The 26,154-nt window shown below is 66.3% G+C and carries 23 protein-coding genes; 12 read left to right on the forward strand and 11 right to left on the reverse strand.

Features of this window, described 5'->3' with window-relative positions:
- Positions 1-123 precede the first annotated feature (123 nt).
- Genes NZK81_RS00995 through NZK81_RS01005 form a run of 3 tightly spaced genes read left to right on the forward strand, consistent with a single transcriptional unit; the run spans position 124 to position 3,221 of the window.
- Positions 124-2,463: a heavy metal translocating P-type ATPase gene (locus tag NZK81_RS00995; RefSeq protein WP_260043192.1), complete on the forward strand. Its 2,340-nt coding sequence runs from the start codon at positions 124-126 to the stop codon at positions 2,461-2,463.
- A complete protein-coding gene (gene cueR, locus NZK81_RS01000; protein ID WP_260043193.1) occupies positions 2,460-2,876 on the forward strand; it encodes a Cu(I)-responsive transcriptional regulator in 417 nt (138 codons plus the stop codon). The genes NZK81_RS00995 and cueR overlap by 4 nt, the downstream gene beginning before the upstream one ends.
- Before the next feature lie 18 nt (positions 2,877-2,894).
- Entirely contained in the window at positions 2,895-3,221 is a 327-nt protein-coding gene (locus NZK81_RS01005) for an SHOCT domain-containing protein (protein WP_260043194.1), read from the forward strand.
- Positions 3,222-3,271: 50 nt separating this feature from the next.
- On the opposite strand, the gene NZK81_RS01010 is transcribed toward NZK81_RS01005, so the two are convergent.
- From NZK81_RS01010 to NZK81_RS01020, 3 genes are all read right to left on the reverse strand, one after another.
- Positions 3,272-4,345: an LLM class flavin-dependent oxidoreductase gene (locus NZK81_RS01010; protein ID WP_260043195.1), complete on the reverse strand. Its 1,074-nt coding sequence runs from the start codon at positions 4,343-4,345 to the stop codon at positions 3,272-3,274.
- Positions 4,346-4,520: 175 nt separating this feature from the next.
- A complete protein-coding gene (locus tag NZK81_RS01015) occupies positions 4,521-5,276 on the reverse strand; it encodes an esterase/lipase family protein (RefSeq protein WP_260043196.1) in 756 nt (251 codons plus the stop codon).
- Between the two features lie 35 nt (positions 5,277-5,311).
- Positions 5,312-5,908, reverse strand: a complete 597-nt coding sequence (locus tag NZK81_RS01020) for a DUF3617 domain-containing protein (RefSeq protein ID WP_260043197.1) — start codon at positions 5,906-5,908, stop codon at positions 5,312-5,314.
- A 146-nt stretch (positions 5,909-6,054) separates the two neighbouring features.
- On the opposite strand from NZK81_RS01020, the gene uvrB reads away from it, so the two are divergent.
- From uvrB to NZK81_RS01050, 6 genes are all read left to right on the forward strand, one after another.
- Positions 6,055-8,241 carry an excinuclease ABC subunit UvrB gene (gene uvrB / locus NZK81_RS01025; RefSeq protein ID WP_260043198.1) on the forward strand — a complete coding sequence of 729 codons (2,187 nt, stop codon included), beginning with the start codon at positions 6,055-6,057 and terminating at the stop codon, positions 8,239-8,241.
- Positions 8,242-8,471: 230 nt separating this feature from the next.
- On the forward strand, positions 8,472-8,837 hold the full coding sequence (locus tag NZK81_RS01030; RefSeq protein ID WP_260043199.1) for a type II toxin-antitoxin system RelE/ParE family toxin: 366 nt from the start codon (positions 8,472-8,474) through the stop codon (positions 8,835-8,837).
- Positions 8,818-9,102 (forward strand): addiction module antidote protein, encoded by a 285-nt coding sequence (locus NZK81_RS01035; RefSeq protein WP_260043200.1) that lies wholly within the window; start codon positions 8,818-8,820, stop codon positions 9,100-9,102. Before NZK81_RS01030 ends, NZK81_RS01035 begins: the two co-directional genes overlap by 20 nt.
- A 149-nt stretch (positions 9,103-9,251) precedes the next feature.
- A complete protein-coding gene (locus tag NZK81_RS01040) occupies positions 9,252-11,678 on the forward strand; it encodes a hypothetical protein (RefSeq protein WP_260043201.1) in 2,427 nt (808 codons plus the stop codon).
- Positions 11,679-11,797: 119 nt separating this feature from the next.
- Complete coding sequence (locus NZK81_RS01045; RefSeq protein ID WP_260043202.1) at positions 11,798-13,303, forward strand: acetyl-CoA hydrolase/transferase family protein; 1,506 nt, start codon at positions 11,798-11,800, stop codon at positions 13,301-13,303.
- Positions 13,304-13,422: 119 nt separating this feature from the next.
- A complete protein-coding gene (locus tag NZK81_RS01050; RefSeq protein ID WP_260043203.1) occupies positions 13,423-14,922 on the forward strand; it encodes a S10 family peptidase in 1,500 nt (499 codons plus the stop codon).
- A 48-nt stretch (positions 14,923-14,970) separates the two neighbouring features.
- On the opposite strand, the gene NZK81_RS01055 is transcribed toward NZK81_RS01050, so the two are convergent.
- The 8 genes from NZK81_RS01055 to tsaD form a co-directional block, all read right to left on the reverse strand.
- Positions 14,971-15,534 carry a GNAT family N-acetyltransferase gene (locus NZK81_RS01055; protein ID WP_260043204.1) on the reverse strand — a complete coding sequence of 188 codons (564 nt, stop codon included), beginning with the start codon at positions 15,532-15,534 and terminating at the stop codon, positions 14,971-14,973.
- Between the two features lie 68 nt (positions 15,535-15,602).
- Entirely contained in the window at positions 15,603-16,415 is an 813-nt protein-coding gene (locus NZK81_RS01060) for an AraC family transcriptional regulator (protein ID WP_260043205.1), read from the reverse strand.
- Between the two features lie 8 nt (positions 16,416-16,423).
- Positions 16,424-17,005, reverse strand: a complete 582-nt coding sequence (locus NZK81_RS01065; RefSeq protein ID WP_260043908.1) for a hypothetical protein — start codon at positions 17,003-17,005, stop codon at positions 16,424-16,426.
- A 138-nt stretch (positions 17,006-17,143) separates the two neighbouring features.
- Positions 17,144-17,869 carry an OmpA family protein gene (locus NZK81_RS01070; protein ID WP_260043206.1) on the reverse strand — a complete coding sequence of 242 codons (726 nt, stop codon included), beginning with the start codon at positions 17,867-17,869 and terminating at the stop codon, positions 17,144-17,146.
- A gap of 32 nt (positions 17,870-17,901) precedes the next feature.
- Complete coding sequence (locus NZK81_RS01075) at positions 17,902-19,644, reverse strand: YfbK domain-containing protein (RefSeq protein WP_260043207.1); 1,743 nt, start codon at positions 19,642-19,644, stop codon at positions 17,902-17,904.
- A gap of 103 nt (positions 19,645-19,747) precedes the next feature.
- Positions 19,748-21,277 carry a lipopolysaccharide biosynthesis protein gene (locus NZK81_RS01080; protein ID WP_260043208.1) on the reverse strand — a complete coding sequence of 510 codons (1,530 nt, stop codon included), beginning with the start codon at positions 21,275-21,277 and terminating at the stop codon, positions 19,748-19,750.
- On the reverse strand, positions 21,274-22,287 hold the full coding sequence (locus NZK81_RS01085) for an NAD(P)H-dependent glycerol-3-phosphate dehydrogenase (RefSeq protein WP_260043209.1): 1,014 nt from the start codon (positions 22,285-22,287) through the stop codon (positions 21,274-21,276). Before NZK81_RS01085 ends, NZK81_RS01080 begins: the two co-directional genes overlap by 4 nt.
- A complete protein-coding gene (gene tsaD / locus NZK81_RS01090) occupies positions 22,284-23,363 on the reverse strand; it encodes a tRNA (adenosine(37)-N6)-threonylcarbamoyltransferase complex transferase subunit TsaD (RefSeq protein ID WP_260043210.1) in 1,080 nt (359 codons plus the stop codon). Before tsaD ends, NZK81_RS01085 begins: the two co-directional genes overlap by 4 nt.
- Positions 23,364-23,422: 59 nt before the next feature.
- Between tsaD and hemC the strand changes: the two genes are divergently transcribed.
- Genes hemC through NZK81_RS01105 form a run of 3 tightly spaced genes read left to right on the forward strand, consistent with a single transcriptional unit; the run spans position 23,423 to position 26,032 of the window.
- A complete protein-coding gene (gene hemC / locus NZK81_RS01095; protein WP_260043211.1) occupies positions 23,423-24,370 on the forward strand; it encodes a hydroxymethylbilane synthase in 948 nt (315 codons plus the stop codon).
- Positions 24,371-25,087 (forward strand): uroporphyrinogen-III synthase, encoded by a 717-nt coding sequence (locus tag NZK81_RS01100; protein WP_260043212.1) that lies wholly within the window; start codon positions 24,371-24,373, stop codon positions 25,085-25,087. It abuts the gene before it with no gap.
- Positions 25,088-26,032: a hypothetical protein gene (locus NZK81_RS01105; protein WP_260043213.1), complete on the forward strand. Its 945-nt coding sequence runs from the start codon at positions 25,088-25,090 to the stop codon at positions 26,030-26,032.
- Positions 26,033-26,154: the final 122 nt, after the last annotated feature.

A 26,154-nucleotide genomic window follows, 5' to 3' on the forward strand; every position in this document is an offset into this window, starting at 1 on the left:
CAGGCGAAGCGCCAGTAGGAAAGCGGATCGGCGCTTTTCAGGCCCGGACATCATGATCGACCCCTTGACTCTAACATGATGTCAAGGTCCATATAGCGCAGCGTCACGTGCAGGAGACACCCGATGACGCAGTGCCATCACGATCACCATGCCCACGCTGTCCATACCGACGGAGCCGCGCGCGATCTGGTATGCGGCATGAAAGTCGACCCCGCGACGGCCAGGTACCGCGCGGAACATGAGGGACAGGACTTCTTCTTCTGCAGCGCCGGTTGCCGCACGAAATTCGAGGCCGATCCCGAACGCTACCTGAATCCGATGGACGAACCGGAACAGGCGGTGGCGCCCGGCACCCTGTGGACCTGCCCCATGCACCCCGAGATCCGGCAGGATCATCCCGGCGCCTGCCCGATCTGCGGCATGGCGCTGGAGCCGGAAACGGTATCTCTCGATGCCGGCCCGAGCGAGGAACTGACCGACATGAGCCGCCGCTTCCGGGTCGCGCTGGTGCTGGCGCTGCCGGTTTTCCTGCTGGAAATGGGCGGGCATTTCATTCCCGCCATCCATCATCTCGTTCCAGACCGGACATCGGTATGGATACAACTCGTTCTGGCCACGCCGGTCGTGCTCTGGGCGGGTGCCCCGTTCTTCGCGCGCGGCTGGGCGTCGCTGAAGTCGCGCAACCTCAACATGTTCACGCTGATCGCCATGGGCACCGGCGTAGCCTGGGCCTACAGCATGATCGCCGCGCTCGCGCCCGGCCTGTTCCCGCCATCCTTTCGCGGCGCGGACGGAACGGTCTCGGTCTATTTCGAGGCCGCGGCCGTCATCACCGTCCTCGTCCTGCTCGGGCAGGTTCTCGAACTGCGCGCGCGGGAACGCACGTCGGGCGCGATCAAGGCGCTGCTCGAACTCGCGCCCAGGACCGCGCGCCGGATCGCCGATGACGGCAGCGAGGCCGAGGTCCCGCTCGAAGACGTCGAGGTCGGAGACCGCCTGCGCATAAGGCCCGGCGAGAAAGTGCCGGTCGACGCCGTGGTCGAAGACGGCCGCTCCGCGCTCGATGAAGCGATGATCACCGGCGAGGCGATGCCGGTCGCCAAGGCGGCGGGCGACACGGTCATTGGCGGCACGATCAACCAGACCGGTGCGCTCGTCGTGCGCGCCGAGAAGATCGGCCGCGACACGATGCTCTCGCGCATCGTCCAGATGGTAGCGGAGGCACAGCGCTCGCGCGCGCCGATCCAGGGGCTGGCGGACCGCGTGGCGGGTTGGTTCGTGCCCGCCGTGCTGCTGGTGTCCGTGATCGCCTTTGCCGCGTGGTCGTTGTGGGGGCCGGAGCCGCGCTTCGCCCATGCCCTGATCGCCGCCGTATCCGTGCTCATCATCGCCTGCCCTTGCGCGCTCGGGCTGGCCACGCCGATGTCGATCATGGTCGGCGTCGGCCGCGGCGCGGGGCTTGGCGTGCTGATCCGCAATGCCGAAGCGCTCGAACGGCTGGAAAAAATCGACACCCTCGTCGTCGACAAGACCGGCACGCTGACCGAAGGCAAGCCGAGAGTGACGCAGGTCGTGGCTGCCGGGGCATGGAGTGAAAACGAACTGTTGCGCCTCGCAGCAGCCGTCGAGCGCGCCTCGGAGCACCCTCTTGCCGCAGCCATCGTGGCCGAGGCCGAAAGCAGAAAACTTGCCCTGCCCCCGGTGGGCGATTTCGATTCCCCCACCGGCAAGGGCGCGCTCGGCACCGTGGAAGGCGCAGCAATCGTGCTGGGCAGCGCCCGCTTTCTCGGCGAGCGAGGCATCGACGCCGCTCCCCTGCGCGAGCAGGCCGATACGCTGCGCGAACAGGGCGCCACGGCGATCTATGCCGGCATCGGCGGAAAGGTGGCCGGAATCATCGCCATCGCCGATCCGGTCAAATCAACGACGCCCGAAGCGCTTGCCGCGCTGCGGGAGGACGGCATCCGCGTCGTCATGCTGACAGGCGACAACCGCACCACTGCCGATGCCGTCGCCCGGCAGCTCGGAATCAGTGAAGTGGAAGCAGAAGTCCTGCCCGACCAGAAAAGCGCCGTGGTCGCCCGCCTCAAGGCTGAAGGCCGCACCGTCGCCATGGCCGGGGACGGCGTGAACGACGCGCCGGCACTCGCCGCGGCGGATGTCGGGATTGCCATGGGCTCGGGCACCGATGTCGCCATCGAAAGCGCCGGCGTGACGCTGCTCAAGGGCGACCTGACCGGCATCGTCCGCGCCCGCCGCCTGAGCCAGGCGACCATGCGCAACATCCGCCAGAACCTGTTCTTCGCGTTCGCCTACAATTCCGCCGGCGTGCCGATCGCGGCGGGCCTGCTCTATCCCGTGTTCGGCATCCTGCTCTCGCCGGTCATCGCGGCGGCGGCCATGTCGCTGTCCTCGGTGAGCGTGGTCAGCAATGCGCTGCGGCTCAACCGGGTATCGCTGTGAACATCGGGCTTGCCTCGACCAGGAGCGGCGTCTCGCAGCGCATGATCCGCCACTACGAGCGGATCGGCCTCGTCCCGCCGCCCGCGCGGCGTGACAGCGGCTACCGCGACTACGACGAGCGCGACGTCCATCGCCTGCGCTTCATCGCCAATGCCCGCGACCTCGGCTTCTCCGTGGCGGAAATCGCCACGCTGCTCGGCTTGTGGGAGGACCGCGAGCGGGCCAGCGCGGAGGTGAAGCACCTGGCGCTGGAACACATCGAGGCCCTCGACGAGAAAATCGCCAAGCTGCAGGCCATGCGCGCAACGCTGAACGAACTCGCGGAGCGCTGCCACGGCGACGAACGCCCCGATTGCCCGATCCTGAGCGAACTCGCCAACGCCGCGCCATCCACCGACGCCGAACTTCGTTGACGATGAAGGAGAACACCGATGTCGACTTCAACACTTCTGTTCATTCCAGCCGTGACCGGCCAGGTTCAGGCCGACTACGGCTGGCACATGCACGACGGAACCGGCGCCATGATGGGCTATGGCTGGCAAGGCTGGGGCATTGCCCACGGGATCTTCTGGCTGGTGATCCTCGTGGCCGTCGTCGTGATAACGCTGGCACTGGTCAGGCGCCTTGGCAGCGACGATTCAAAACGGAACGACAGCCCCCGCCCTACCGCGCTGGAAGTTCTGGATGAACGCTATGCCCGCGGCGAGATAGACCGCGAGGAATACCTGCAGCGCAAGAAGGATCTCGGCGCAAGCTGACATGCCGGCTTTCGGGGAATGTGGACGGGCCTCGCCATCGCCCCGTCGCCTTATCCCGTCCTGAGCGCCGGAAGTACCTCTTTGGCGAAGAGCCCCGCCGCCTCGCCCCAGTCGGCGGGGTAGAAGCCCGGTCCCACCGCGACGATGCGTTCCAGCCCCAGCGCCATCAGTTCGCGCAGGCGCTCGAAGCAATGCCCGGGCGTGCCGACGACAGCGAAGCGCTTGACGAATTCGGGCGACAGCGTGCCGCCGACGATGCGCTCCTTCGAGGCCACGTTGCCGTGCTCGGTCATGTCGTAGCCTTCGCGGATCTTGCCGAGGTTCTCGCTGGCCGTGGCATCGGCGGGGCCGACCTGGCCCTGCATGGTCTGGAAACGGGCGAGCGGCGGGGCCATGTGCATGGCCACATCCATCGCCGTCTGCTCGTCCGGATGGCATACAATCACGAGCTGGGCGCCATAGGAAATACCGGCGTCGCCGAGGCCGGCATCCGCGCGCGCCCGTCGGGCCTGGCCGAGCGCCCAGCGCATCCGTTCGGGATCGGCACCGACGCTGAACGTCACCCGCTCGGCGACCGGAGCCGACATGGCGATCACCTTCGGCCCCGTCGCGGCGACATCGAGCGGGACCTTCGAGAGCCCCTCGGGCAGCCATTTCAGCCGCACCCCTTCCGGCCGGTTGCCCAGCGAAAGCGAATGGACCGACGGCGCATCGCCCGCCGATCCGAATTCGTCGAAGGGGATCTCGCCGCCCGAAAGCAGCACCTGCAGATGGCGGATCGCCTGTTCGAAGCGCTTGAGGCCGACCGGCGCATGGCCGAGATAGGCCAGCGCGGAATCGCCGCGGCCGATGCCGAGCACCGCGCGGCCGCCGCTGATCGCGTGGATCGTCGCCGCCGCGTTCGCGGTCACCGCGAGATTGCGCGTCAGCGGATTGGTCACCCCGGTCGAAAGCCTGATCCGTTCGGTCGAACAGGCCCAGACGCCCATCTGCGCATAGGGATCCGCGGACAGGCACTGCGAATCCATGAACATCTGCCCGTCCCAGCCCTCGGCCTCGATCGCGCGCGCCAGTTCGGGCGTGGCGCCGGTGTTCGAGCCCCCCGCTCTCCAGATTTCTGGCATCTTTTCTCTCTCCCCATGCGGCCGCAATGCGCCGCCCTGCTCCCGCTCATCCTGAGCTTGTCGAAGGATACTGGCACGGCACCCGGTCGACACCCTTCGACAAGCTCAGGATGAGTGGATTGGGGGGCCTACTTTCAGCGCCTTTCCCCGCAGTCTGCGCGCAGGGGGCGGAAAATCAATCCTCTCTGTCGAGCTGGCGCAGGACTTCGGCAACGACCCGGGAAGCGCTGGCGAAATCGAGGTGGGAGCACCGGACCGAAACCGCGCGGTCGCGCTCTTCGGGCCAGCCGCAGGCGGCGCGCGGCGCGACGATGCCGTCGCGCGGGCTCCACAAGGCGATCGTCGGTACCGGCGGCTTGACTGAAAAATCGCACTCGATCGGCGGTGTATCGACCGAATGGCCGGTCACCACCTGATAGGCCTTCCACGCATTGTTGGCGCGCGGATCGCCGGAAAAGGGCGTGCCCATGGTGATCACCTTGGCGACCATCTGCGGTTCGCGCCGGGCGATCTCGCGCGCGAACAACCCGCCCAGGCTCCAGCCTACAAGCGCGACGGGCGCCTTGTGCTCGCGGGCGATCGCGCCCACCCGGCGCATCAGGAAAGCGAAGTTGGCCGGGTTCGGGCCGAGGTTGAAGCCCAGCCCCCACTCGTGGACATGGTGTCCCGCGGCGGTCAACGCATCGGCCATCGGCTTCATCCGCCGGGGATGCGAGCCGAAACCGGGCAGCAGCATCACCGGCAGAGGGTGCGCGGCGGGCCTTACGTCCGGCCCCTTGTTGCGCCCCCGATAAAGCGAGAGCAGCTCGGCCAGCATGAGCTGCAGCGGCGGCTTGGCGACACCCTTGGGATGCGGCTCGCGCACGAAGGCCGCGCGCCGGGCAATCGCCTCGCGCAACGACCCCGTTGGCTGCCGCACAGTATCGTTCACGTCGTCTTCCTGCCTTCCGTCCATCTACCCGCGCATCATGATGCGCAGTCGCCGACGCGCTCGGTGGTGAGGTGCATGGTCATCTTCATGTCGCCCATCGGCGCCTGTCCGCCCTTGGTGTTCATGCCGATCATCACGTCCGAACCGGTTTCGCTGACCGTGCCGTTCATGGTCATCGTCGCCTCGCCCGAATCGGGCATGGTGCAATGCATCCGGGCATCCAGCTTGCCGCCCGACACATCGAATTTGGAATAAGTACAGTTCCCACCCTTGCCGACGTTCTGGAGCATGTCCTTGTAGCCCTTGTCGGTGTCCTCGTCGGTAATGCAGATCGTGTGGGTCTGGGCCTTGGGGCCCATCGTCTTCATCTGTTCGGCCATGCCCTCGGGCAGGCCGGCGATCTGCATGTCGAGGATCTCGATGGTCTGCTTGTAGGAGCCGGGCCGGGGACGCTCCAGCTTGCCCGCCGCACTCTGGACCTCCTCGATGGACTTCGCCTCGCCCGACGAAGCCGCGTTCTCGCTCGCGGCCTCCTCCTTCGAGCCGCAGGCCGCCAGCGGCAGCATCGCCGCCGTCAGCAGTGCCGCGACCGCGCCCTTGCGCATTGCCTTCGCCATCGAAACATCCGTCATGTCGCGTTCCCTTCCTTGCCTGCCCTCGCTGCCCGGCGCCGCCGGACCAGGGGCGCGCAGAGCTATCATCGCCCCTGCCCGGTGCCAATGCCGGATCGGCCAACGACTCATTGCGACGGACCGGCGTATACTCCATATGTTCCGCCATGGCCGAACTGATCATCCGCCGTGGGCTCGAAGAGCCGGACACCTCCGGCAGCTTCGTCCCCCACAAGCCGCAGCGCCCCGAAAAGTCCCTTCCCGGCAAAAAGTTTCGGATCGTGTCGGACTACCAGCCCGCCGGCGACCAACCCACGGCGATTGCCGAATTGGTCGGCACCGCGCGCGAAGGCGAGAAGACGCAGGTGCTGCTGGGCGTCACCGGGTCGGGCAAGACCTTCACCATGGCCAAGGTGATCGAGCAGCTGCAGCGCCCGGCACTGATCCTCGCGCCCAACAAGATCCTCGCCGCCCAGCTCTATGCCGAGTTCAGGGACTTCTTCCCGGACAACGCGGTCGAGTATTTCGTCTCCTACTACGACTACTACCAGCCCGAGGCCTACGTCCCCCGGTCGGACACCTACATCGAGAAGGAAAGCTCGGTAAACGAGGCGATCGACCGCATGCGCCACTCGGCCACGCGCGCGCTGCTCGAACGCGACGACGTGATCATCGTCGCCTCGGTCTCGTGCCTCTACGGCATCGGCTCGGTCGAGACCTATTCCGCGATGATCTTCGATCTGGAGGCTGGCAAGACTCAGGACCAGCGAGAGATTATCCGCAAGCTGGTCGCCCTGCAGTACAAGCGCAACGACGCCGCCTTTTCGCGCGGCACATTTCGCGTGCGCGGCGACAATCTTGAAATATTCCCCTCACATTACGAGGACATGGCATGGCGCGTGTCCTTCTTTGGCGATGAGATCGAGGAGATCGCCGAGTTTGATCCACTCACCGGCAAGAAGGGCACAACTCTCGACAAAGTGCGCGTCTATGCCAATTCGCACTACGTCACCCCCGGCCCGACGATGAAGCAGGCCAGCGAAGCGATCCGTTTCGAGCTGCAGGAGCGCCTCAAGGAGCTGGAAGGCGAAGGCCGGTTGCTCGAAGCCCAGCGGCTGGAACAGCGCACCAATTTCGACCTCGAGATGATCGCTGCCACCGGGTCCTGCGCAGGCATCGAGAACTATTCGCGCTTCCTTACCGGCCGCCTGCCGGGCGAGCCACCGCCGACGCTGTTCGAATACCTGCCCGACAACGCGCTGCTCTTCGTCGACGAAAGCCACCAGACGGTGCCGCAGATCGGCGCGATGGCGCGCGGCGACCACCGGCGCAAGCTGACGCTCGCCGAATACGGATTCCGCCTGCCGAGCTGCATCGACAACCGCCCGCTACGCTTCAACGAGTGGGATGCGATGCGCCCGCAGACGGTTGCCGTTTCCGCCACGCCCGGCGGCTGGGAAATGGAGCAGACCGGCGGCGTCTTCGCCGAACAGGTCATCCGCCCCACCGGCCTGATCGATCCGCCGGTGACGATCCGCCCGGTCGAGGATCAGGTGCAGGACTGCATCAACGAGTGCAAGGAAACCGCCGCCAAGGGCTACCGCACGCTCGTCACCACCCTCACCAAGCGCATGGCCGAGGACCTCACCGAATTCATGCACGAGGCGGGCGTGCGCGTGCGCTACATGCACTCCGACGTCGAGACGCTGGAGCGCATCGAGCTGATCCGCGATCTGCGCATGGGCGTCTACGACGTGCTGGTGGGCATCAACCTGCTGCGCGAGGGGCTCGACATTCCCGAATGCGGCCTCGTGTGCATTCTCGATGCGGATAAGGAAGGCTTCCTGCGCAGCGAGACGTCACTGATCCAGACCATCGGCCGCGCCGCGCGCAACGTGGACGGCCGCGTGATCCTCTATGCCGACCGCATGACCGGCTCGATGGAACGCGCCATCGCCGAAACCGACCGCCGCCGCGCCAAGCAGGAAGAATACAACGCCGAGCACGGCATCACTCCGCAGACGATCAAACGCCGCATCGCCGACATCGTAGCCGACACCGCCAGCAGGGACGGCGTGGTCGTCGATCTCGAAGACGACGAGCGCAACAACCTCGTCGGCCACAACCTGCGCGCCTACATCGAGGAACTCGAAGGCAGGATGCGCGCGGCAGCGGCGGATCTGGAATTCGAGGAGGCCGGGCGGTTGCGTGACGAAATCCGGCGGCTGGAGGCGACCGAGCTGGGCCTGCCCGAGGGCGAGCACAAGGCGCCGAAGGTGGGGCGCAGCAACGAGGGCAAGCCCGGTACGCGGAAGATGCGGTATGGGAAAACGCAGAAGAAGTGGGGGCGGTAGGTTACGTTTCTTTTTCTGCCCCGGAACCCGTTCCGGGGCGTGTACGAATGATATCAGTGTTCAGTGAAGGCTGTTTCATTGATCGAGGCAGCAATGGTCAGAATTTTCCAGCCACGGAAACTGGATACGGTAGGACGAAGTCTCACCCGAACCGTCCGTCGCGCGCGATTCAAACACTTCGTATCCTGTGATTACAACGTCACAGTAATCCACTCCGATGCGAGGCAGCCATGACCAAAGACCGTGACAACCCTCCATCTGTCCTATATACAGGACAAACCTTCCAGCTCTCGGAAACCCCGGTTTTCGCCGACTGGCTTGGTTCCCTGCGCGATCGCAGGGCGATGGCGAGGATCGTCGATCGTCTGAAACGCGCATCGAACGGCAATTTTGGAGATCACAAGTCCGTACAGGGCGGCGTCTTCGAAATGCGGATCGATTATGGGCCGGGCTATCGCGTCTACTACTTCCGGCGCGGGAAGGAGCTTGTCATTCTCCTGTGCGGAGGCGACAAGCGGACGCAGAAAGCCGATATTGCAGAAGCAAAGCGGCTCAAGGCAGAGATAGAGCGCTCCGATGGAGACAAGACCGTTTGAACCCGCCAATTACCTCGAAACCGAGGAGGACATCCTCTATTATCTGGAGGCTGCCATGGAAGGGAATGACCCAAGGCATATCGCCAGCGCTCTCGGTGATGTCGCCCGATCCAAGGGCATGAGCGAAATCGCCCGAAAGTCCGGGCTTGGGCGTCAGGCGCTCTACAATGCGCTTTCCGAAAATGGAAATCCGACGCTGGATACGCTGATGGCCGTTCTCAACGCTCTGGGATTGCAGCTGACCGTTCGAAAATCGGCAGCGTAATCGCCGCGCGCCGGCGATATGCTTAAATCCCCGTTATTTGTTCTCGCGCAATTTTCCTTTCACGAAGTCGTTTAGTTTAACCTCGCCTGCCGTTGCGCAGCTCCTGCGTGTCGAACCGGGATCATCCGCGGCCAGTGAGGGAGAGCATCATGGCGAAGTGGATCTTTGGATGGCTGGCCGTTTGCGGCGGCACGTCGTGTCTGTTCGTGCAGGTTGAAACGGCCCAGGCCCAGCAGATGACGCTGCGGCCCGCCTTGCGCGTCGAAAAGGCCGAAACGGAAATCCAGCCTCCCGTCGTGCCCAAGGCGACCGCGCCGGCCAGCGCGGTTACGCTCAAGCCCGGCTCCACCAGCGAGGCACTGCGTTCGCTGCCCGTCCGGCAGCGCTACACCGCCGCCGCGCTACGCCGGAGCCCGGTGATCGCGCTGGGGCCGGACAAGCTCGATCTGCGGCCGGTGCTCGACAATCCCGCCGCGCTCGGCAACCTTGCCAGCCGACTGCGCCAGCATAGCGCGCTGGTGCAGGTTCTTGCCAGCGATACCGAGGCGAGCCGGATCGACAAGGGCCTGGTCGTGCGCCAGTACCTCTCCTACCGCATGAAGCCCGGCGCCTGTTCCACCCCGGCCAAGAGCGCGCAACTGACACAGGCCGGTGCGGGATGCTTCGTGCGCAAGAGCGCCTCGGCCCGCTCCGCCGCCTATGCCGCCCCCGGCAATCCGCGCTACATTGCCAACCCGGCCAAGCGCCAGCAGGCCATCGCCGCAGCCGACAAGGAAGCCGCGAGCGAGCAGGCCGACTTTGCCCAGGGCATCGCGCAGTTTCGCGCGATGATGAACGACCCCGCCCAGCGCAAACAGGTGGAAGCGGAGCTTGGCGCCGCGGAGGCTGCGCGCCTTGCCGCGCTGCCCGACGACCAGCTCGAGAACGAGATGGTCAACGCGGCGGACGTCCAGATCGAGGAAGTGATGTTCGTTCCGGTGGAACGCAAGCTGCAGCTGGCCAAGCAACCTGCGCTCAGCGCCGCCGTGCGCAAGCGGCCGGCCCTGCACATGCCGGAAAAGGTCGATGCCGAGCGCACGCTGCAACCGCACATCCTGCTCACCGGCTTTACTCTTGGGCGCGAGCACGAATGGCGCCGTCGGGTCTCGATCACGATCAAGACCTGCCTCGTGAGCTGCAAGAAGACCTACTACATCGAAGCCTTTGCCGGTTTCGGATACGGTTTCGGCCTGCGCTTCCCGATCAGCGTGAGCGGCCTCTATGCCTACAACCGTGTCGGGGACAAGGAATCGGCCTCGATCGCGCCGGTCTTCCAGCCGGTGAACGGCAGCCCGCGCGACTATGAGGAAACCGGGCTCGACGGATCGCAGGTCTTCAAGGGCCGCGAACTGGTGGCCGAACTGACGGCCTATGCCGGGGTGAACTACAAGGTCCCCTTCCACAGCGGCGGTATCTCCGCCAATGCCGGCAAGGACCTGACCGAAGGGCTTCCCGCGCCGTTCACCAACGGCCAGTTCCAGCCGCCCTCACCCGGCCCCGGCGGCGCGATCAACACGGATGTCGTGTTCGACCAGCCCGACCTGCTCGGCGGCCTGGCGAACTTCGGCGTGGTCGGCGCCAAGGTGCTGCCCGCGGTCAAGGTCGGCTTGACCTCCGACCGGCTGCAACTGCAGCTCAAGGACAACCTGTCGGGACAAGTCAGGCTGATGACGAGTTCGGGCCAGACCTATCCGCTGACCATCGATCCCAAGGATCATTCGAGCAGCTTCTCTATCGGCCATCCCGAATATTCGCTGGCGTTTGAGGTCACGCCCGGCCTCAATGCCAGGCTCTTCGTCGATGTCGCGGTCTGGTCGCATGACTGGAACTGGCCGGTCTGGTTCCCGCAAGTGGCCGTCACCCTACCGCCCGACGGGGTGACCTTCACCTGCCACGAGAAGACCGTCTGCTCGCGCGAGTATTTCTATTCGCCGACCGTGAGCAAGGATCAGCCCGGCGCGCAGCAGCCGCCCGCCGATCCCATGGAAAAGGAAGTGTTCGACTGGCGCGCCGCCTATATCAAGAAGTACTATGACCAGTGCTCCTACCTGCCGCTCAACTTCTGCGGCGTGGCGATCAAGGGCGTGGCGGAAATGACGGGCAACCGCATCCTCAACGAAATGCGCGCCCAGCCCAAGTATCCCTCGATGGCAACGGCGCAGATCATGATCCGCCACGCGGTCGAGGCGGACAAGAAGGGCAAGGCGATCATTCTCGAAAGCAAGGTCGCCGCGATCGACATCTACGGAAAGGACCTGTTCAGGACCTATGAGCCGATCTGGGCTCACGACTGCGCGGACCAGCTGTGCCGCACCCGGATCCACGCGCTCGGCGATGCCTATGTGAAGGCGCTGAAGGCCCGCCAGAACGCCCATCCGAATGCAGAACGCAATGAGGTGGTCTTCGACGAGAACACGCAGGGCAACTGGGCCGGCAAGGCGCGGCAGGAAGTGCGCGCCTCTCAGCAGCGTGCCGCGCGATTGAAGCTGCGCAAACCGGCAGCGATGCCCAATCAGGCAGTCCGAAAAGTGCCCTGAGAAGGGGGTGGTGACGACCATAGTTGCATAAAACGCAACAAACTTCACCACCTTTGCACTGTTATTTTGCGCGTTGACAGGCAACTCGCTTTCTCAATCAGGATTGAGATGGAGAGGCTATGCGTATCCGCAACCACGCGCTGCGTTCGAAGATCATGAGTGCAGCTGATGCTGCCGCACTGATCGACAACGGCACCACCGTTGGCATGAGCGGGTTCACCGGTTCGGGATACCCTAAGGCCGTCCCGCTGGCACTGGCTGCCCGGATCGAGGAACAGCACGCAGCCGGCAATCCCTTCAAGGTCTCCATGTGGACCGGCGCCTCTACCGGCCCGGAACTCGACGGTGCGCTGGCCAAGGCCAATGGCATCGATTTCCGCCTGCCCTACAATTCCGATCCCGTCGCCCGCGAGCGGATCAACAAGGGCGAGATGAACTACTTCGACATGCACCTGAGCCAGGTCGCGCCGATGGCCTGGCAGGGCTTCCTCGGCCCGCTGGACACCGCAGTGATCGAGATCACCGGCATCCGCGAGGACGGTTCGCTGATCCCGTCTTCCTCGGTGGGCAACAACAAGACCTGGCTCGATCGCGCCGAGAAGGTGATCCTCGAGGTCAATTCGTGGCAGAACGAAGCGCTCGAGGGCATGCACGACATCTACTACGGCACGGCCCTGCCGCCGCACCGCATGCCGATCCCGCTGGTCAAGCCGGACGAGCGCATCGGCGAGAAGACGCTGCGCTGCGACCCGAAGAAGATCGTCGCCATCGTCGAAACCGACGCGCCCGACCGCAACGCGCCGTTCTCGCCGCCTGACGACAAGGCCCGCGCGATTGCCGGGAACATCCTCGAATTCCTCGGCCATGAAGTGAAAGTCGGGCGCCTGCCCGCTTCGCTGCTGCCGATCCAGTCGGGCGTGGGCAATATCGCCAATGCCGTGCTGACCGGCCTTGTCGACAGCCCCTTCGACGCCATGACCGCCTATACCGAGGTGATCCAGGACGGCATGCTGGACCTGCTGGACACGGGCAAGCTGCGCATGGCGAGCGCCACGGCCTTCTCGCTCAGCCCCGAGGCGGCCGAGCGGATCAACCGCGACATGCACCGCTACCGCGACAAGATGATCCTGCGCCCGCAGGAAATCAGCAACCACCCGGAACTGGTGCGCCGCCTGGGCTGCATCGCCATGAACGGGCTGATCGAGGCGGACATCTACGGCGCGGTCAATTCCACCCACGTCATGGGCTCGCGCATCCAGAACGGCATCGGCGGCTCGGGCGACTTCGCGCGCAATGCCTATATCTCGATCTTCGTGACGCCTTCGACCGCCAAGGGCGGCGACATCTCGGCGATCGTGCCGCAGGCGAGCCATGTCGACCACATCAACCAGGACGTGCAGGTGATCGTCACCGAGCAGGGCCTTGCCGACCTGCGCGGCCTCAGCCCCAAGGAGCGCGCGAAAGTCATCATCGCCAATTGCGCGCATCCGACCTACCGGCCGATGCTGGAAGACTACTACGCGCGGGCGCAGAAGGAATCCTATGGCCTGCAGTCGCCCTCGATCCCCGGCGAAGCGCTGTCCTGGCACAAGCGCTTCATCGAAACCGGAACGATGCTGCCCTGATCCAGTGCGCGGGGCGGCGTTCGGAGCCGCCCCGCGCCGCCCCCTTGCCGCACCATGTCGCGCCGCTAAAGTGGTCCCATCTCCCCCCGGGGCACACTGCAATCGAGGTGCGACGTTCCATGCGATTCCTGACCCTTGCCTGCTCGGCGCTGCTACTGGCCGCGTCCGGCTCGGTCCTCCACGCGGCCGACAAGGCCGACGACGCCAAGACCGCTGAAAAGAGCGAAGACAAGTTCACCCCCTTCCCGGACGCCAGGTCGATCAAGCAGTCGGCCGTGATCGGCGGCAAGACGGTGAACTACACCGCCACGGTGGGCGCACTGCCGGTCAAGGACGACAAGGGCAAGCTGATCGGCGAGGTCGTCTACACCGCTTACACCGTGCCCGGCGCACCGACCTCGCGGCCCGTCACCTTCGCGTTCAACGGCGGCCCCGGCGCGGCGTCGGTCTATCTCAACCTCGGCGCGATCGGGCCCAAGCGGATACCCTTCGGCGCACAGGGCGACGCGCCCTCCGATCCGGCGGTGCTGCGCGACAATCCCAATTCATGGCTGGACTTCACCGATCTCGTCTTCATCGACCCGATCGGCACCGGCTTCTCGCGCAGCCGCGAGGACAAGGACAAGACCAAGAAGGACTTCTACGAAGCCGACGCCGACATTCATTACCTCAGTCGCATCATCTACGACTGGCTCGTCGCCAACGACCGGCTGACCAGCCCCAAGTACCTTACCGGCGAAAGCTATGGCGGCTACCGCGTGCCGCGCCTGGCCTATTACCTGCAGACGCAGATGGGCGTCGGCATCTCGGGCATGACGCTGGTCTCGCCCTATCTCGATCCACCGGCGATCGGCGAGGACGATGCCCTTTCGCCGCTGCCCTGGATGATCAACCTGCCCTCGATGGCCGCAGGCAACTTCGAGCGGCAGGGCAAGCACCTCGACGCCACGACGATGGGCCCGGTCGAAACCTACATGCGCACCCAGTTCGTGCAGGACTTCCTCGCGGGTCCGGGCGACAAGGCCGCGACCGACCGGCTCTCGGCCAAGGTCGCGGAGCTGACCGGGCTCGATCCCGCGCTGGTGCGCCGCATGGACGGGCGCGTCGACATCACGACCTACCTGCGCGAGATCCGGCGCGGGCAGGGCATCATCGGGTCGGTCTACGATTCGAACTACACCGCCTACGATCCGTTCCCGGCCAGTGCCACGCCCGAGTACAGCGACCCGCTGCTGACCACGATCATCGCGCCCACGACGTCGGCCATGGTCGATTTCGTGACCCGGCAGGTCGGCTGGAAGGTCGACGCCCGCTACAACGCCCTGTCCTACGAAGTGAACAAGGAATGGAAGCGCGACGATACCGACAGTCCGGTAAGCGACCTGCGCAAGGCAATGGCCACCGATCCGAAGATGACGGTCGACATCGTTCACGGCTGGGACGACCTGTCCTGCCCCTACTACGGATCGCGGCTCATCATGGCCCAGATGCCGGACTTCGCGCGGGCCGGCAGGCTCAGGCTGAACATGTATGCGGGCGGGCACATGTTCTACTCGCGCGACGACAGCGGCGCGGCCATGCGGCGCGACGTGAAGGCAAGCTACACAGCGGGAAGCTGAAGGCTACCTGCCCCGCCAGGGAAAGCATTCGAGAGGCCGGCGCCTTCTTCACGAGGCGCCGGCCATGAGCCGCGCTGCGCCCTCCCGATCCAGCCCCGGCAGGGTCAGGACCACCGATGTCGCGATCTGGCGCTCCGGCACGGTCCAGTAGGTGCGCAGCAGCGGTGCCGCGTCTTCCCCGGCGACCTGCGTGAAGCCGTGGCGTTCGTAGAAGCGAATAGCCCATTCCGCCGCGCGCCAGGTGCCGACGAGGATGGGCCTTTCCCGATCGCGGCAAAGATGCGCGATCAAAGCCGTGCCGAGGCCATGTCCCTGCCGTTCGGGCAGCACATAGGCATGGCGGATGAGATCGGCATTATAGCGGCGCTGGACGCCCATGACGCCGGCGATGCCCTGCCCTGTCTCGTAGCAGGAAAAGACGACACCGGCCGCGATTTCGGCATCCAGTTCTTCCGCTGGCATGTAGGGCTCATGCCAGCGGTCCGCCGGGATCACGCCGCGATAGGCTTCGGCCGCGGCATTGATGATGGCAAGGACGGCGGCGCGGTCTTCCGCGCACGCCGGCCTGATCACGTCGCTGCCTTTTTCTCCGCCTTGTTTCGTGGTCTTCATCCGGCCCTCCGTAGCTTCGGCGGACCGGTATCAGGGGCTTGCCCCGGGCTCTTGAACGAAATTGCGCGTCAGGGACGATGCGCTATGGCGTAAGCACCCGGGGTGAAGCCGTAACGCGCCACGAACGCCCTGTGCATATGGCTCTGATCGGCAAACCCCGCCCCTGCGGCAGCATCGGCCAGCGGCGAGCCCTGACGGATCAGGCCTCGCGCAAGATCGAGGCGGCGCTGGATGACATAGGCCCGAGGCGTGAAGCCGGTCAGCCGCGCAAAGCCGCGCAGCGTCTGAAACCGGCTCATGCCGGAGACGCGCGCCAGTGCCGCGAGCGAATGCCTCGCGGCAGGGTCATCATCGATGCACGCACGCACTGCCTTCAAGCCGGTGGCGGTTCCGCCCGGGGTGGTCTCACCGGCGCTCTGGAGAGCACCGAACAGCAGCAGCAACGCTTCTTCGAATTCCGCGTCCTGCCCGTTTGCGATGGCGGCGCGAGCCGTGCGGAAACGGCGAGCCATGCGCGCATCGTCGACAACCGGCGCGTGCAGTTCCCCGCCGGAGACCCGCCCCTCGCTCAGGTCCGAAACGACTGAAGAAACCAGCGCGGGCGAAAAATAGAGCATCGACCAGGCCCTCGGCCCGTCGACCGGCATCCCGTCGTGCACTTCGGCGGGATTGACCGTAATCAGGTTGCCCGGCCCGGCTTCGACCTGGCCACGCCCGCTCCATGAACGCTGCGCGCCTTCCGTCACCAGTCCTATGCCGAATTCATCATGACTGTGACGCGCAAAAGCCCGCGCGGATCGCGCATCGACCGCCGTTACGGCGCCGTCCTGCAAGACCTGGACGCAGAAGGTGCCGCCCGTCATGCCGGCAGAACGGCGCAACGACCCGTTCAGAGCTTGCCGAACTTCGCCTCGTAGGCCCCGGTGTCGCCGCCGGAGAGCAGCCTGGCCTGCTCCACCCAGTTGTCGCGGCGCGGGCGGCCGGCGAAGGCGCCCAGCTTGCCGTCGAGATCGTCGAGATCGGCATCGGTCCATGCCGCGATCTGCTCGAAGCGAGTCACGCCCATGCTGTTCAGCAGTGCCAGCATCTTGGGGCCCAGCCCCTTGATCTTGCGCAGGTCATCGTCCGCACCGGCGGGAGCGGCTGCGGTTTCCGCGGGCTTGGCCGGTTCCGGCTGCGACGGCGCGGCGTTGTCGACTTCCTCCTGCGCAGCCACCGCGATCACTTCGCCCAGCCCGGCCATCGTCACCGCCATGGCGGGCGGATCGATATGCACGGGCGCGTCGACCTGCGCGGCAGGCGGTGCGTCTATCAGCGACTGGTTGCGCTGCGCGGGTGCCGCGCCTTCGTCGAGAACGTCGGGCCGGCGTTCGCGTTTCGGGGGTTTGGAGCCGTGAACGAACAACCAGTACGCAATGGCGATGCCGATCAGCAGCGCAGCGATGAAGATCAGCCAGTTGGCCTCGATCATTTGCAGCACGTAACTATCCCTTCCGATTCCACAGCAGCCAGCCGATGCTGAAGCCGACCCCGTAAGTCAGCAGCACCGAGACGCCCATCTCAAGCCATAGCGGCATGTGGAGTTCCTTTCATAGTGCTTCGCCCCCCTTTATCCCGGCCCGGGCGTATCGATCGGGGTCGGCTTGATCGGCGCCGGGGAAATAACCGAAAATTCGATGCGGCGATTGGCCGGATCGCGCGGATCGAGGCCGGCGATCGGCTGCTTCGACCCGACCCCGGCCGCGCGCAGGCCGTCGGCCGGAATGCCGCGACCGATCAGGGCCCAGCGCACCGCATTGGCACGCGCCAGCGACAGCGCGAGATTGACCTGCTGATTGCCGCCGGCATCGGTATGCCCGATCACCGCGATGATGCTGCCGACGCAGGGCCGCAACGCCCGAGCGACCTCGTCGAGCAGCTTTTCGCTGGCAGGGTCGATCCGCGCGCTCGCTTCGCTGAAGCGGATCGTACGGGTTTCGAGAATGCGCTCGACATCGTCCTGGCAATGCAGCGTCGCCACCGGCACGCCCACGCCTTCACGCTCCCAGCGGACACCGCCGATACCGGGAATCCGGGAAACCTGCGCCGCAACGCGGGTGCGCGTCGCGGCATCGAGCTTCTGCCCCCCGGAAAGGACCGGATGGCGCGTCATCCAGCCGTAACGGTCCTTGAAGGCGAGCTTCACCCCCTTGCCTCCCGCCGCATCGCGGGCGGCAAGAGCCTTCTGTTCCAGCCCGGCAATGAATACCGGCCCATGCAGGTTGGTCGCCGCAAAGGACATCGCCAGGCACAGGGCGGCTCCGGCGACAACGATCGAGGCTCGACGGGGGTTCATTCCGCCGAGCCTAGAGTCTTCGAACGCTCCTGTCAGCCACCCTTGAGCGTATCGGCCATGTCGACCAGCTTGAGGAATTCCTGACGCCAGTAATCGGACTGCGTCCCGGCGAGCGATGCGATCTGTTCGCCCGAATAGCCGTTCATCAGTTCATCGCCGCGCAGCGTCTGGCCGAAGGCCGCAACCGCACTGGCAAAGGCGAAATCGCCGGTCGCCGGCCGGGCATTGGCCATCAGGCTGGCCGGGACCGGCCGTTCGATCAGCTTCGACGTGTCGCCGCCCGGCAGCTTGTAGCGCAGCTTGACGTAGGCCAGTTCCTTCGCCGGGTTGCCGGCCATGGGCGCGTCCCTGTCGTAGCGACGCGGCGCGATCCAGCCCTTCGCGCCGGCAGGCACGATCTCGTAGATCGCCGTCACCTGATGGCCCGCGCCAATGTCGCCGGCATCGACCCTGTCGTTGTCGAAGTCCTCCTCGCGCAGGGCGCGGTTCTCGTAGCCGAGCAGGCGGTACTGGCTGACCACGGCGGGATTGAACTCGACCTGTATCTTCACGTCCTTGGCGATGGTGAACAGTGTCGAGCTCATCTCGTCGCCCAGCACCTTCTTCGCCTCGAGCGCGGTGTCGATATAGGAATAGTTGCCGTTCCCGTGATCGGCGATCTGCTCCATCATCGCTTCGTTGTAATTGCCCTGCCCGAAACCAAGCGTGGTGAGCGTGATGCCCGAGTCGCGCTCCTTCTCGATCATCGCGATGAGATCGTCGTTGTTGGAGACGCCGACGTTGAAATCGCCGTCGGTGCCGATCAGCACGCGGTTGACGCCGCCTTCGATGAAATTGTCCCTGGCGATGTTGTAGGCAAGCTTGAGCCCGGCTGCGCCTGCCGTGGAGCCGCCTGCCTGCAACCGGTCGAGCGCCGCGCGGATCTTGCGCGGATCGTTGGTCGGCTGCAGCACCAGCCCCGCAGCGCCGGCATAGACGACGATCGAGACCTGGTCCTTCGGACCCAGCTCGCCCGCCAGCCCCGAAAGCGCCGTCTTGAGCAGGGGCAGCTTATCGGGCGAGTTCATGGACCCGGACACGTCGAGCAGGAACACGAGGTTCGCCGGCGGCCGGGCGTTGCGCGGCAGATCGTATCCGCGCAGGCCCACGCGCAGCAGGCGCGTATGCGGATTCCACGGCGTCGTCGCCACGTCGGTCGTCACCGAGAACGGTGCCTCGCGGCTGTCGGGGCGCGGATAGGCATAGCGGAAATAGTTGATCATCTCCTCGGTCCGCACCGCGCTCTGCGGCGGGAGCCTGCCCTGCGTCAGGAAGCGCCGGACATTGGCATAGGCGCCGGTGTCCACATCGACCGAGAACGTCGAGACCGGCTCGGACTGAACGAGGTGGACGGGCGAGACTTCCTTACCCGCGTAACGCTCGCGTCCCGGATCCACCGCCATCTGGACCGGCGGAACATAGGCCTGCAGAGGCGGCGCATAGGCCTGCAGAGGCGGCGCATAGGCCGGCGCGGGCACCATGGATGCCCCCACGTCCGCCGCCGTTGCCTTGCGCCCGGTGGTGATGATAACGCTCTGTTCCGCGCTGGTCGTCGCTTGCGCGGGAGGCGGCGGTGGTGGGGGCGCGACATTGCCGCGCGGTTCCTTGATGTCGACCGTGGTCACTCTTTCGGGGGGAGCCTGGTTCGCTGCGCTGCAACCCGCCAGAATTCCAAAAGCCGCGGTCGACGTCATCGCCATGACCGCGGCGCAAGCCTTGCTACGCGTAATCCACATGATCTTCCCTCCACAGCGCGCCTTCCGCCATGGAGAACGCCGCAAAGCGGCTTAATCGCGAATGAATGCATCGCGACGGTAACATACCGGACCGGGACTTTTTCTATACTGCCGGTACGGTTTTTGTTTTCTGGAACAGCTTCCTGTCTTCAGGGCCGAATGCCTTCTTCCAGATCACCCACATGTACGATCCGAGGATGGCGGGAATACCGAACAGCAATTCCGCCCACTCCGGCAGGAAATGCGTGGCAAGATAGCCCAGCACCACCGCCGGCGCCGCTGCCCAGACCAGCGCCCAGCGCCAGTTGTTGATCGGCTGCCCCAGCCGGCGGGCCAGCATGCGCGATTTCACGATCGAGGACAGACCCAACGCGAGCATCAGCGCGGCCGCAGCCGTCGCAGCCTGATACAGCGGATTGTAACCCAGATGCTGCATCAGCAGGATACCGCCGAGCGTCAGCACCGCCTGCAGGCCGATCGTGAGCACCGAGATCATGAGGTTCCTGACCCGCGCCATATAGATCAGCGCCGCTTCGCTGACGACGGCCGTAGCGGCGACGACTTCGGCCGCGAGCAGGAACGCGAGCGCGCCCGTGCCGCCCACGAACTCGCGCCCGACAAGGCCCATCACGCCCTCGCCCGGGATCGCCAGAGCCAGCGCGATTCCCGCCTGCGCCGCCGTGATCCAGAAGCCGACCTGGCAGACCTGCCGGGCAATCGCGGCATAGTCCTTCTTCTTGAGATTGCGGGTGATGACGGGGCCCAGCACCGGCTCGAAACTGGTCTTGAGCTTCTGCGGCAGGCTGGCGACCTGCTGCGCGGCGTAATAGACGCCGACCGCGGCGGGCGGCGCGAGGAAGCCCAGCAGGAAGATGTCCACGCGCCGCGTGCCCCATTCGATGGCATCGGCCAGCGCGATCGGCAGCGAGCGCATCGCCAGTTTCTGCATTTCGCGCGGCTTCGGCCGCCAGCCCCGCGGCAGGCCATATTCGCGCAAGAACGGGATGAACGCCGTCAGCGCGGCAGCGAAGATAGAGGCGACATAGGCCAGCGTCAGGCCGCTTTCGGGCGCGACCCAGATCATTGCGCCTGCCATGATCGAGATCGTCCACGGCTCCACGATCGCGCGCGACCAGACCGTGGGGCTGATGCGCAGGCGATAGGCGAGCGCGGCCAGCCAGATCTCGGTCAGCGTCAACGGCGGAATGGCGATGACGATCAGCCGATCGATCTCGGTATATCTGCCGCCCGGAAACATCGGTTCGGGCACGAGGTAGAAGAACAGCGCGGCGGCGCACGAGGCGATCACCGCCAGAATCGTGCCGTCGGCAACGACATTGGCCGGATGCACCTGCCCTTCGGTATCGGAGAGGCGCTGGGCAAGGCCGCGCTTCTCGCCCATCGTGCAGAGCATCGAGGTCAGCTCGATCACCACCAGTGCGGACGCGAAACGGCCGAGCGCCGACGGACCATAAGCAGCGGCGCGGCCGGCGATGAACAGAAACGGGATGCGCGCGGCAAGGCGCAGGAAGAAGCCGAAGAAATTCGTCCGCCCGCCCTTGGCCAAGGCGGCAATGTCGTCCTGCTCGCGTCTTTCCCGCGCCACGTTCTCGCGGCTTGTATGCTCGCTCAAAGAGCGGACTCCTGCTCAGCCTTCAGCGGGCGCGCCAGGAGTTCGCTGACAACGGCACCAGCCGGCATTTCTCCGTCGAGCAGATGGCAGACGGCATCGACGATAGGCATCTCGATCCCATCGCGGCGGGCCAGTTCGGCCAGCACGGGCGCGGTGGTCGCGCCCTCTGCCACGCTGTTCTTGCCCGAAAGCGCCTCGGCTGCGGTCAGCCCCTGCCCCAGCGCGAGGCCGAGCGAGAAATTGCGGCTCGACGTCGACGAGCAGGTCAGCACCAGATCGCCCAGCCCGCACAGGCCCGAGAGCGTCTCGGCCCGCGCGCCGCGCGCAAGGCCGAAGCGCAGCATCTCGGCATAGCCGCGCGCGATCAGTGCCGCGCGGGCGTTCTGCCCGAGCTTGAGCCCGTCGACCACACCGCAGGCAATGGCGAGCACGTTCTTGACCGCACCGCCGATCTCGGCCCCGGTCACGTCGTCGGAATAATACGGACGAAAAGCCGGACGCGCGATCACATGCGAGAGCCGGTCCCACTGGTCTTCGCCGCCCGAGCAGGCGAGTGTGACGGCGGTAGGCAGCCCTGCTGCCACCTCGTGCGCGAAAGTCGGCCCCGAAAGCACTGCCAGACGCGCCTCGGGCGCGGCATCGGCGGCGACGTCAGCCATCAGCCGCCCGGTTTCCGCCTCGATACCCTTGGCGCACAGGACAAGATCGCGCTCGCCCTTCGGCAGCCCCGCGATCACCGAGGCGAGGAACTGCGCGGGCACGACCACCAGCAGCGCGGGCAGATCGGCCAGTTCGGCCAGATCGCTCGTCGCGCGCACGGTCTCGGCCAGTTCGGCACTCGGCAGATAAAGGCCGTTGCGGTGCTCGGTATTGATCTGCTCGACCAGCTCGCTCTCGCGCGCCCAGAGCAGGACTTCGGTGCCGCCCCTGCCGTCGGGACCGCCCGCCAGCGTCTGCGCCAGAGCCGTGCCCCAGGCGCCCGCGCCGATTACGCCAACCTCTGCCGTCATGCCTTCACTCCCGCGCCGCGCACTGCCTCGGCATCCGGATCGAGCGGCCAGCGCGGCCGCGCCGCCACGTCGAGCGGATCGGACTGCCCCTGCTCCAGCCGTTCCAGACCGGCCCATGCGATCATCGCCGCATTGTCGGTACACAGTCCCAATGGCGGAGCAATGAACGGCAGGCCGTGGTCATCGGCCAGCGTCTCCAGCGCGCCGCGTATCGCGGTATTGGCGGCAACCCCGCCCGCGACGACCAGCGCGTTGACCGGCCCCACCCCGGCAATCGCGCGCCGGGTGCGGTCGATCAGGCAGTCTATCGCGGCCTGCTGGAAGGAGGCCGCAATATCCGCGTCGGTATAGGCAGGCGGGATCACGCTGCCCGCCACACAACCTTGCACCGGCAGCGGCATGGCCTGCTTGGCGCGCATCACCGCGCTCTTGAGGCCCGCAAAGGAGAAATGCGGCTCCGCGCTGCCCATCAGCGGACGCGGCAACGGCACCTTCTTCGCATCGCCCTGCAGCGCCAGCCGCTCCAGCGCCGGGCCGCCGGGATAGCCGAGCCCCAGCACCTTGGCCGACTTGTCGAAGGCCTCGCCCAGCGCATCGTCGATAGTGGTGGCGAGGCGGCGGAATTGGCCCACACCCTCGACCAGCAGGATCTGGCAATGCCCCCCCGAAACCAGCAGCAGGAGGTAGGGATAGGCCAGATCGGCATCGGCCAGACGCGGCGAAAGCGCGTGGCCTTCCAGATGGTTGACCGCGATCAGCGGCTTGTCCGCCGCCATCGCCAGCGCCTTGCCGGTCACGAGGCCCACCATGACGCCGCCGATCAGGCCCGGCCCGGCGGTGGCGGCAATGGCATCGACCTGATCCAGCGTCATCCCGGCATCGGCCAGCGTCGCCTCGATCATCGGGGCCAGCCGCTCGGCATGGGCGCGCGCGGCGATTTCGGGCACGACGCCGCCATAGGGGCGGTGCACATCGTCCTGCGAAGCGATGCGCTGCGCAAGGATCTGGCGCTCGCTGGTAACCAGCGCTGCCGCCGTCTCGTCGCACGACGATTCTATGCCGAGAACAATCCTCATACTCATAATCTTTGGCCGCACTTCCCCTGAACGACATTGGCGGGTAGCACAAGCCGCCCATGGAAACGCAGACACATACCCCAAACCAGACTTTCCGCCTCGGCACCCGCCGCTCGCCGCTCGCCATGGCCCAGGCCGAGGAAGCGCGCGACCGACTGGCGCGGGCGCATGGAATCGATCCGGCGCATATAGAGATCGTGGCCGTTACCGCCAGCGGCGATCGCATCCAGGACCGCGCACTGGCCGAAATCGGCGGCAAGGCCCTGTGGACCAAGGAACTCGACGCCTGGCTTGCGGCGGGCGAGATCGACTTCGCCGTGCACTCGGCCAAGGACGTGGAAACGCTGCGGCCCGCGCAGTTCGCCATCGGCGCCGTGCTGGAACGCGCGGACGTGCGTGACGTGTTGATCGGCGCGGAAAGCATCGCCGCGCTGCCGCAGGGTGCCGTGGTCGGCACCAGCGCTCCGCGCCGCGCCGCCCAGCTCCTCCACGCCCGGCCGGACTGCACGGTCGTGACCTTCCGCGGCAATGTGGCAACGCGGCTGGCCAAGCTCGCCGCCGGAGAAGCCGACGCAACCTTCCTTGCCGCCGCCGGCCTCGCGCGGCTGGGCGAGCACGGCACCGGCCATCCCCTCGACGAGGAACGCTGGCTGCCCGCGCCAGGGCAGGCCGCGATCCTGATCGAATGCCGCGCCGACGATGCCCGCACCCGCGACTTTCTCTCGGCCATCGACGACGCGCCCAGCCGCGCGACAGTACTGGCCGAACGCGCGCTGCTGGCCGGGCTCGGCGGCAATTGCCACAGCCCGATCGCCGTGCTCACCCGCGCCGAGGGCGACCAGCTCGCCATGCGCGCTGCGCTCTACAGCCCGGACGGTGCCGAGCATGTCGAGGGCGAAGCGCGTTTCGCGGCGGGAGACATGCAAGGCCCGGCGAACCTTGCCGCCGACCTGCTGGCCCGCGCCGTGCCTGCCATCGCCGTCCATTTCGGCGGCCCCGGCGGCTGAATGGCGCTTCCGGTCCTCGTCCTGCGGCCCGAACCGGGGGCGAGTGCGACTGTCCGCGCGGCGCGCGCGATGGGGCTCGATGCCCATGCCTGTCCGCTGTTCGCGGTGCGCCCGCTGCCTTGGGAACCAGTACCGCGCGAACAGGTCGACGCCCTGCTGCTCGGCAGCGCCAACGCCCTGCGCCACGCAGGCGCGGCGCTTTCGCTCTATCGCGAAATGCCTGCCTATGCCGTCGGCGCGAAAACGGCCGAAGCGGCGCGCGCAGCCGGGCTTGAGGTGGTGGAAACCGGCAGCGGCGGATTGCAGCAGATATTGCGCGCCCTGCGACCGGAACACCGCACCTTGCTGCGCCTTGCCGGGCGCGAACGGGTGGCGCTGGACGTGCCCGAAGGCATCGCGGTCACGACCCGTCAGGTCTATGCGAGCGAGCCGCTGCCCCTGCCCCCCGATCTGGCCACGTACCTTGCCGAACCAGCGCTGGTCCTGCTCCATTCGGGCGAGGCCGCCACGCGCTTCGCGGGGCTGTGCGACAACGCCGGAATAGACCGTGGCCGGCTGCTGCTGGCCACCATCGGCCCGCGCGTTAGCGCTCGCGCCGGAACCGGTTGGGGGACGCTGCGCAGCGCCGATCAGCCCAACGATGCCGCTTTGCTGGCCTTGGCGGCCCAGATGTGCGAAGAGGCCTCATCGGGATCACAACTGCCAGAACAAGGCTAAATGCAGGACTTCTCTACGCCAGTCGCTTCTTCCACGGGTCGTTCACGTTCGCGCAGCATCACTGTGTTCATCGCCCTGATGGCCTTCGTGCTCGGGGCGGCAGTGGTCGGCTGGGCCTCGTCGCGCGGCTATCTTTCGGGCGTTTTGCCCGAACCCGTCGTGGAGGAGACCGACGTTGCGACGCTCGCGGACACCGTGGTGGAACCCGCGCAGCAGGCCGAGGAAGCCGGCAAGCCCGCACCGAAAGCCACCGCCGCGCAAATGGCCGCGCTCGGGTCGGTCGAAGGCCGGCTGGCGCTGCTGGAGGACCGGCTCTCGCGCATCGATTTCCAGACCGATGCGGCATCGGGCAATGCCGCGCGCGCCGAGGGGCTGCTGATCGCCTTTGCCGCGCGCCGCATGATCGACCGGGGCGAGCCGCTCAGCTACGTCGCCGACCAGTTGCGCCTGCGCTTCATGAACGCCCAGCCGCGCGCGGTGGAAACGATCATCGCCTTCAGCAAGAATCCCGTCACCATCGACGAGCTGTCCGCAAGGCTCGAAGCGCTTTCGCCCGAGCTGACCGTCACCGAAAGCACGCAAAGCCTGTGGGATCGGGCCACTGCGGAGTTCAGCGCGCTCTTCGTCGTGCGGCGTGATTCCGCGGCGCTGGTCTCGCCTTCGGCGCGCATCGACCGCGCCCGGGTGATGCTGACCGCGCGGCGCATCGGCAATGCCATCAAGGAAGTCGAGCGCCTGCCCGGCGCGGAAGCCGCCGACACATGGATCGCCGACGCCCACCGCTACGAAGACGTCCAGCGCGCGCTCGACCTGCTCGAGACGACCGCCATGCTCGAACCGAGCCGGCTGAAGGATGCGGAAGGACACAAGGTGGACCAGCCGAGCCCGCTGGCAACGCCCACGCAGGCCGTTCCGCCAAGCGTGGCTGGCAAACCGAAGGGCTGAAAAGCCGGGTAGGGCCTAGGGCGGATCGACATTCAGCCCTGACGGCCTGCAAATGGCGCTTTTCCGCGCTTCCGGTGCTCACGTACTAAAAGTACGCTGCGCTCCGGATCCCGTAAAAACAC

The organism is Novosphingobium mangrovisedimenti (assembly GCF_025153475.1).
Classification (GTDB): Bacteria; Pseudomonadota; Alphaproteobacteria; order Sphingomonadales; family Sphingomonadaceae; genus Novosphingobium; species Novosphingobium mangrovi_A.

Bases quoted from the DNA above. Each gene is read 5' to 3' on its own strand.
- NZK81_RS01065 (WP_260043908.1), bottom strand. From the start codon at position 17,005: ATGATCGAGGCCAACTGGCTGATCTTCATCGCTGCGCTGCTGATCGGC.
- NZK81_RS01005 (WP_260043194.1), top strand. From the start codon at position 2,895: ATGTCGACTTCAACACTTCTGTTCATTCCAGCCGTGACCGGCCAGGTT.
- NZK81_RS01105 (WP_260043213.1), top strand. From the start codon at position 25,088: ATGCAGGACTTCTCTACGCCAGTCGCTTCTTCCACGGGTCGTTCACGT.
- hemC (WP_260043211.1), top strand. From the start codon at position 23,423: ATGGAAACGCAGACACATACCCCAAACCAGACTTTCCGCCTCGGCACC.
- NZK81_RS01040 (WP_260043201.1), top strand. From the start codon at position 9,252: ATGGCGAAGTGGATCTTTGGATGGCTGGCCGTTTGCGGCGGCACGTCG.
- NZK81_RS00995 (WP_260043192.1), top strand. From the start codon at position 124: ATGACGCAGTGCCATCACGATCACCATGCCCACGCTGTCCATACCGAC.
- uvrB (WP_260043198.1), top strand. From the start codon at position 6,055: ATGGCCGAACTGATCATCCGCCGTGGGCTCGAAGAGCCGGACACCTCC.
- NZK81_RS01035 (WP_260043200.1), top strand. From the start codon at position 8,818: ATGGAGACAAGACCGTTTGAACCCGCCAATTACCTCGAAACCGAGGAG.
- NZK81_RS01055 (WP_260043204.1), bottom strand. From the start codon at position 15,534: ATGAAGACCACGAAACAAGGCGGAGAAAAAGGCAGCGACGTGATCAGG.
- NZK81_RS01075 (WP_260043207.1), bottom strand. From the start codon at position 19,644: ATGTGGATTACGCGTAGCAAGGCTTGCGCCGCGGTCATGGCGATGACG.
- tsaD (WP_260043210.1), bottom strand. From the start codon at position 23,363: ATGAGGATTGTTCTCGGCATAGAATCGTCGTGCGACGAGACGGCGGCA.
- NZK81_RS01045 (WP_260043202.1), top strand. From the start codon at position 11,798: ATGCGTATCCGCAACCACGCGCTGCGTTCGAAGATCATGAGTGCAGCT.
- NZK81_RS01050 (WP_260043203.1), top strand. From the start codon at position 13,423: ATGCGATTCCTGACCCTTGCCTGCTCGGCGCTGCTACTGGCCGCGTCC.
- NZK81_RS01085 (WP_260043209.1), bottom strand. From the start codon at position 22,287: ATGACGGCAGAGGTTGGCGTAATCGGCGCGGGCGCCTGGGGCACGGCT.
- NZK81_RS01100 (WP_260043212.1), top strand. From the start codon at position 24,371: ATGGCGCTTCCGGTCCTCGTCCTGCGGCCCGAACCGGGGGCGAGTGCG.
- NZK81_RS01010 (WP_260043195.1), bottom strand. From the start codon at position 4,345: ATGCCAGAAATCTGGAGAGCGGGGGGCTCGAACACCGGCGCCACGCCC.
- NZK81_RS01030 (WP_260043199.1), top strand. From the start codon at position 8,472: ATGACCAAAGACCGTGACAACCCTCCATCTGTCCTATATACAGGACAA.
- NZK81_RS01020 (WP_260043197.1), bottom strand. From the start codon at position 5,908: ATGACGGATGTTTCGATGGCGAAGGCAATGCGCAAGGGCGCGGTCGCG.
- NZK81_RS01070 (WP_260043206.1), bottom strand. From the start codon at position 17,869: ATGAACCCCCGTCGAGCCTCGATCGTTGTCGCCGGAGCCGCCCTGTGC.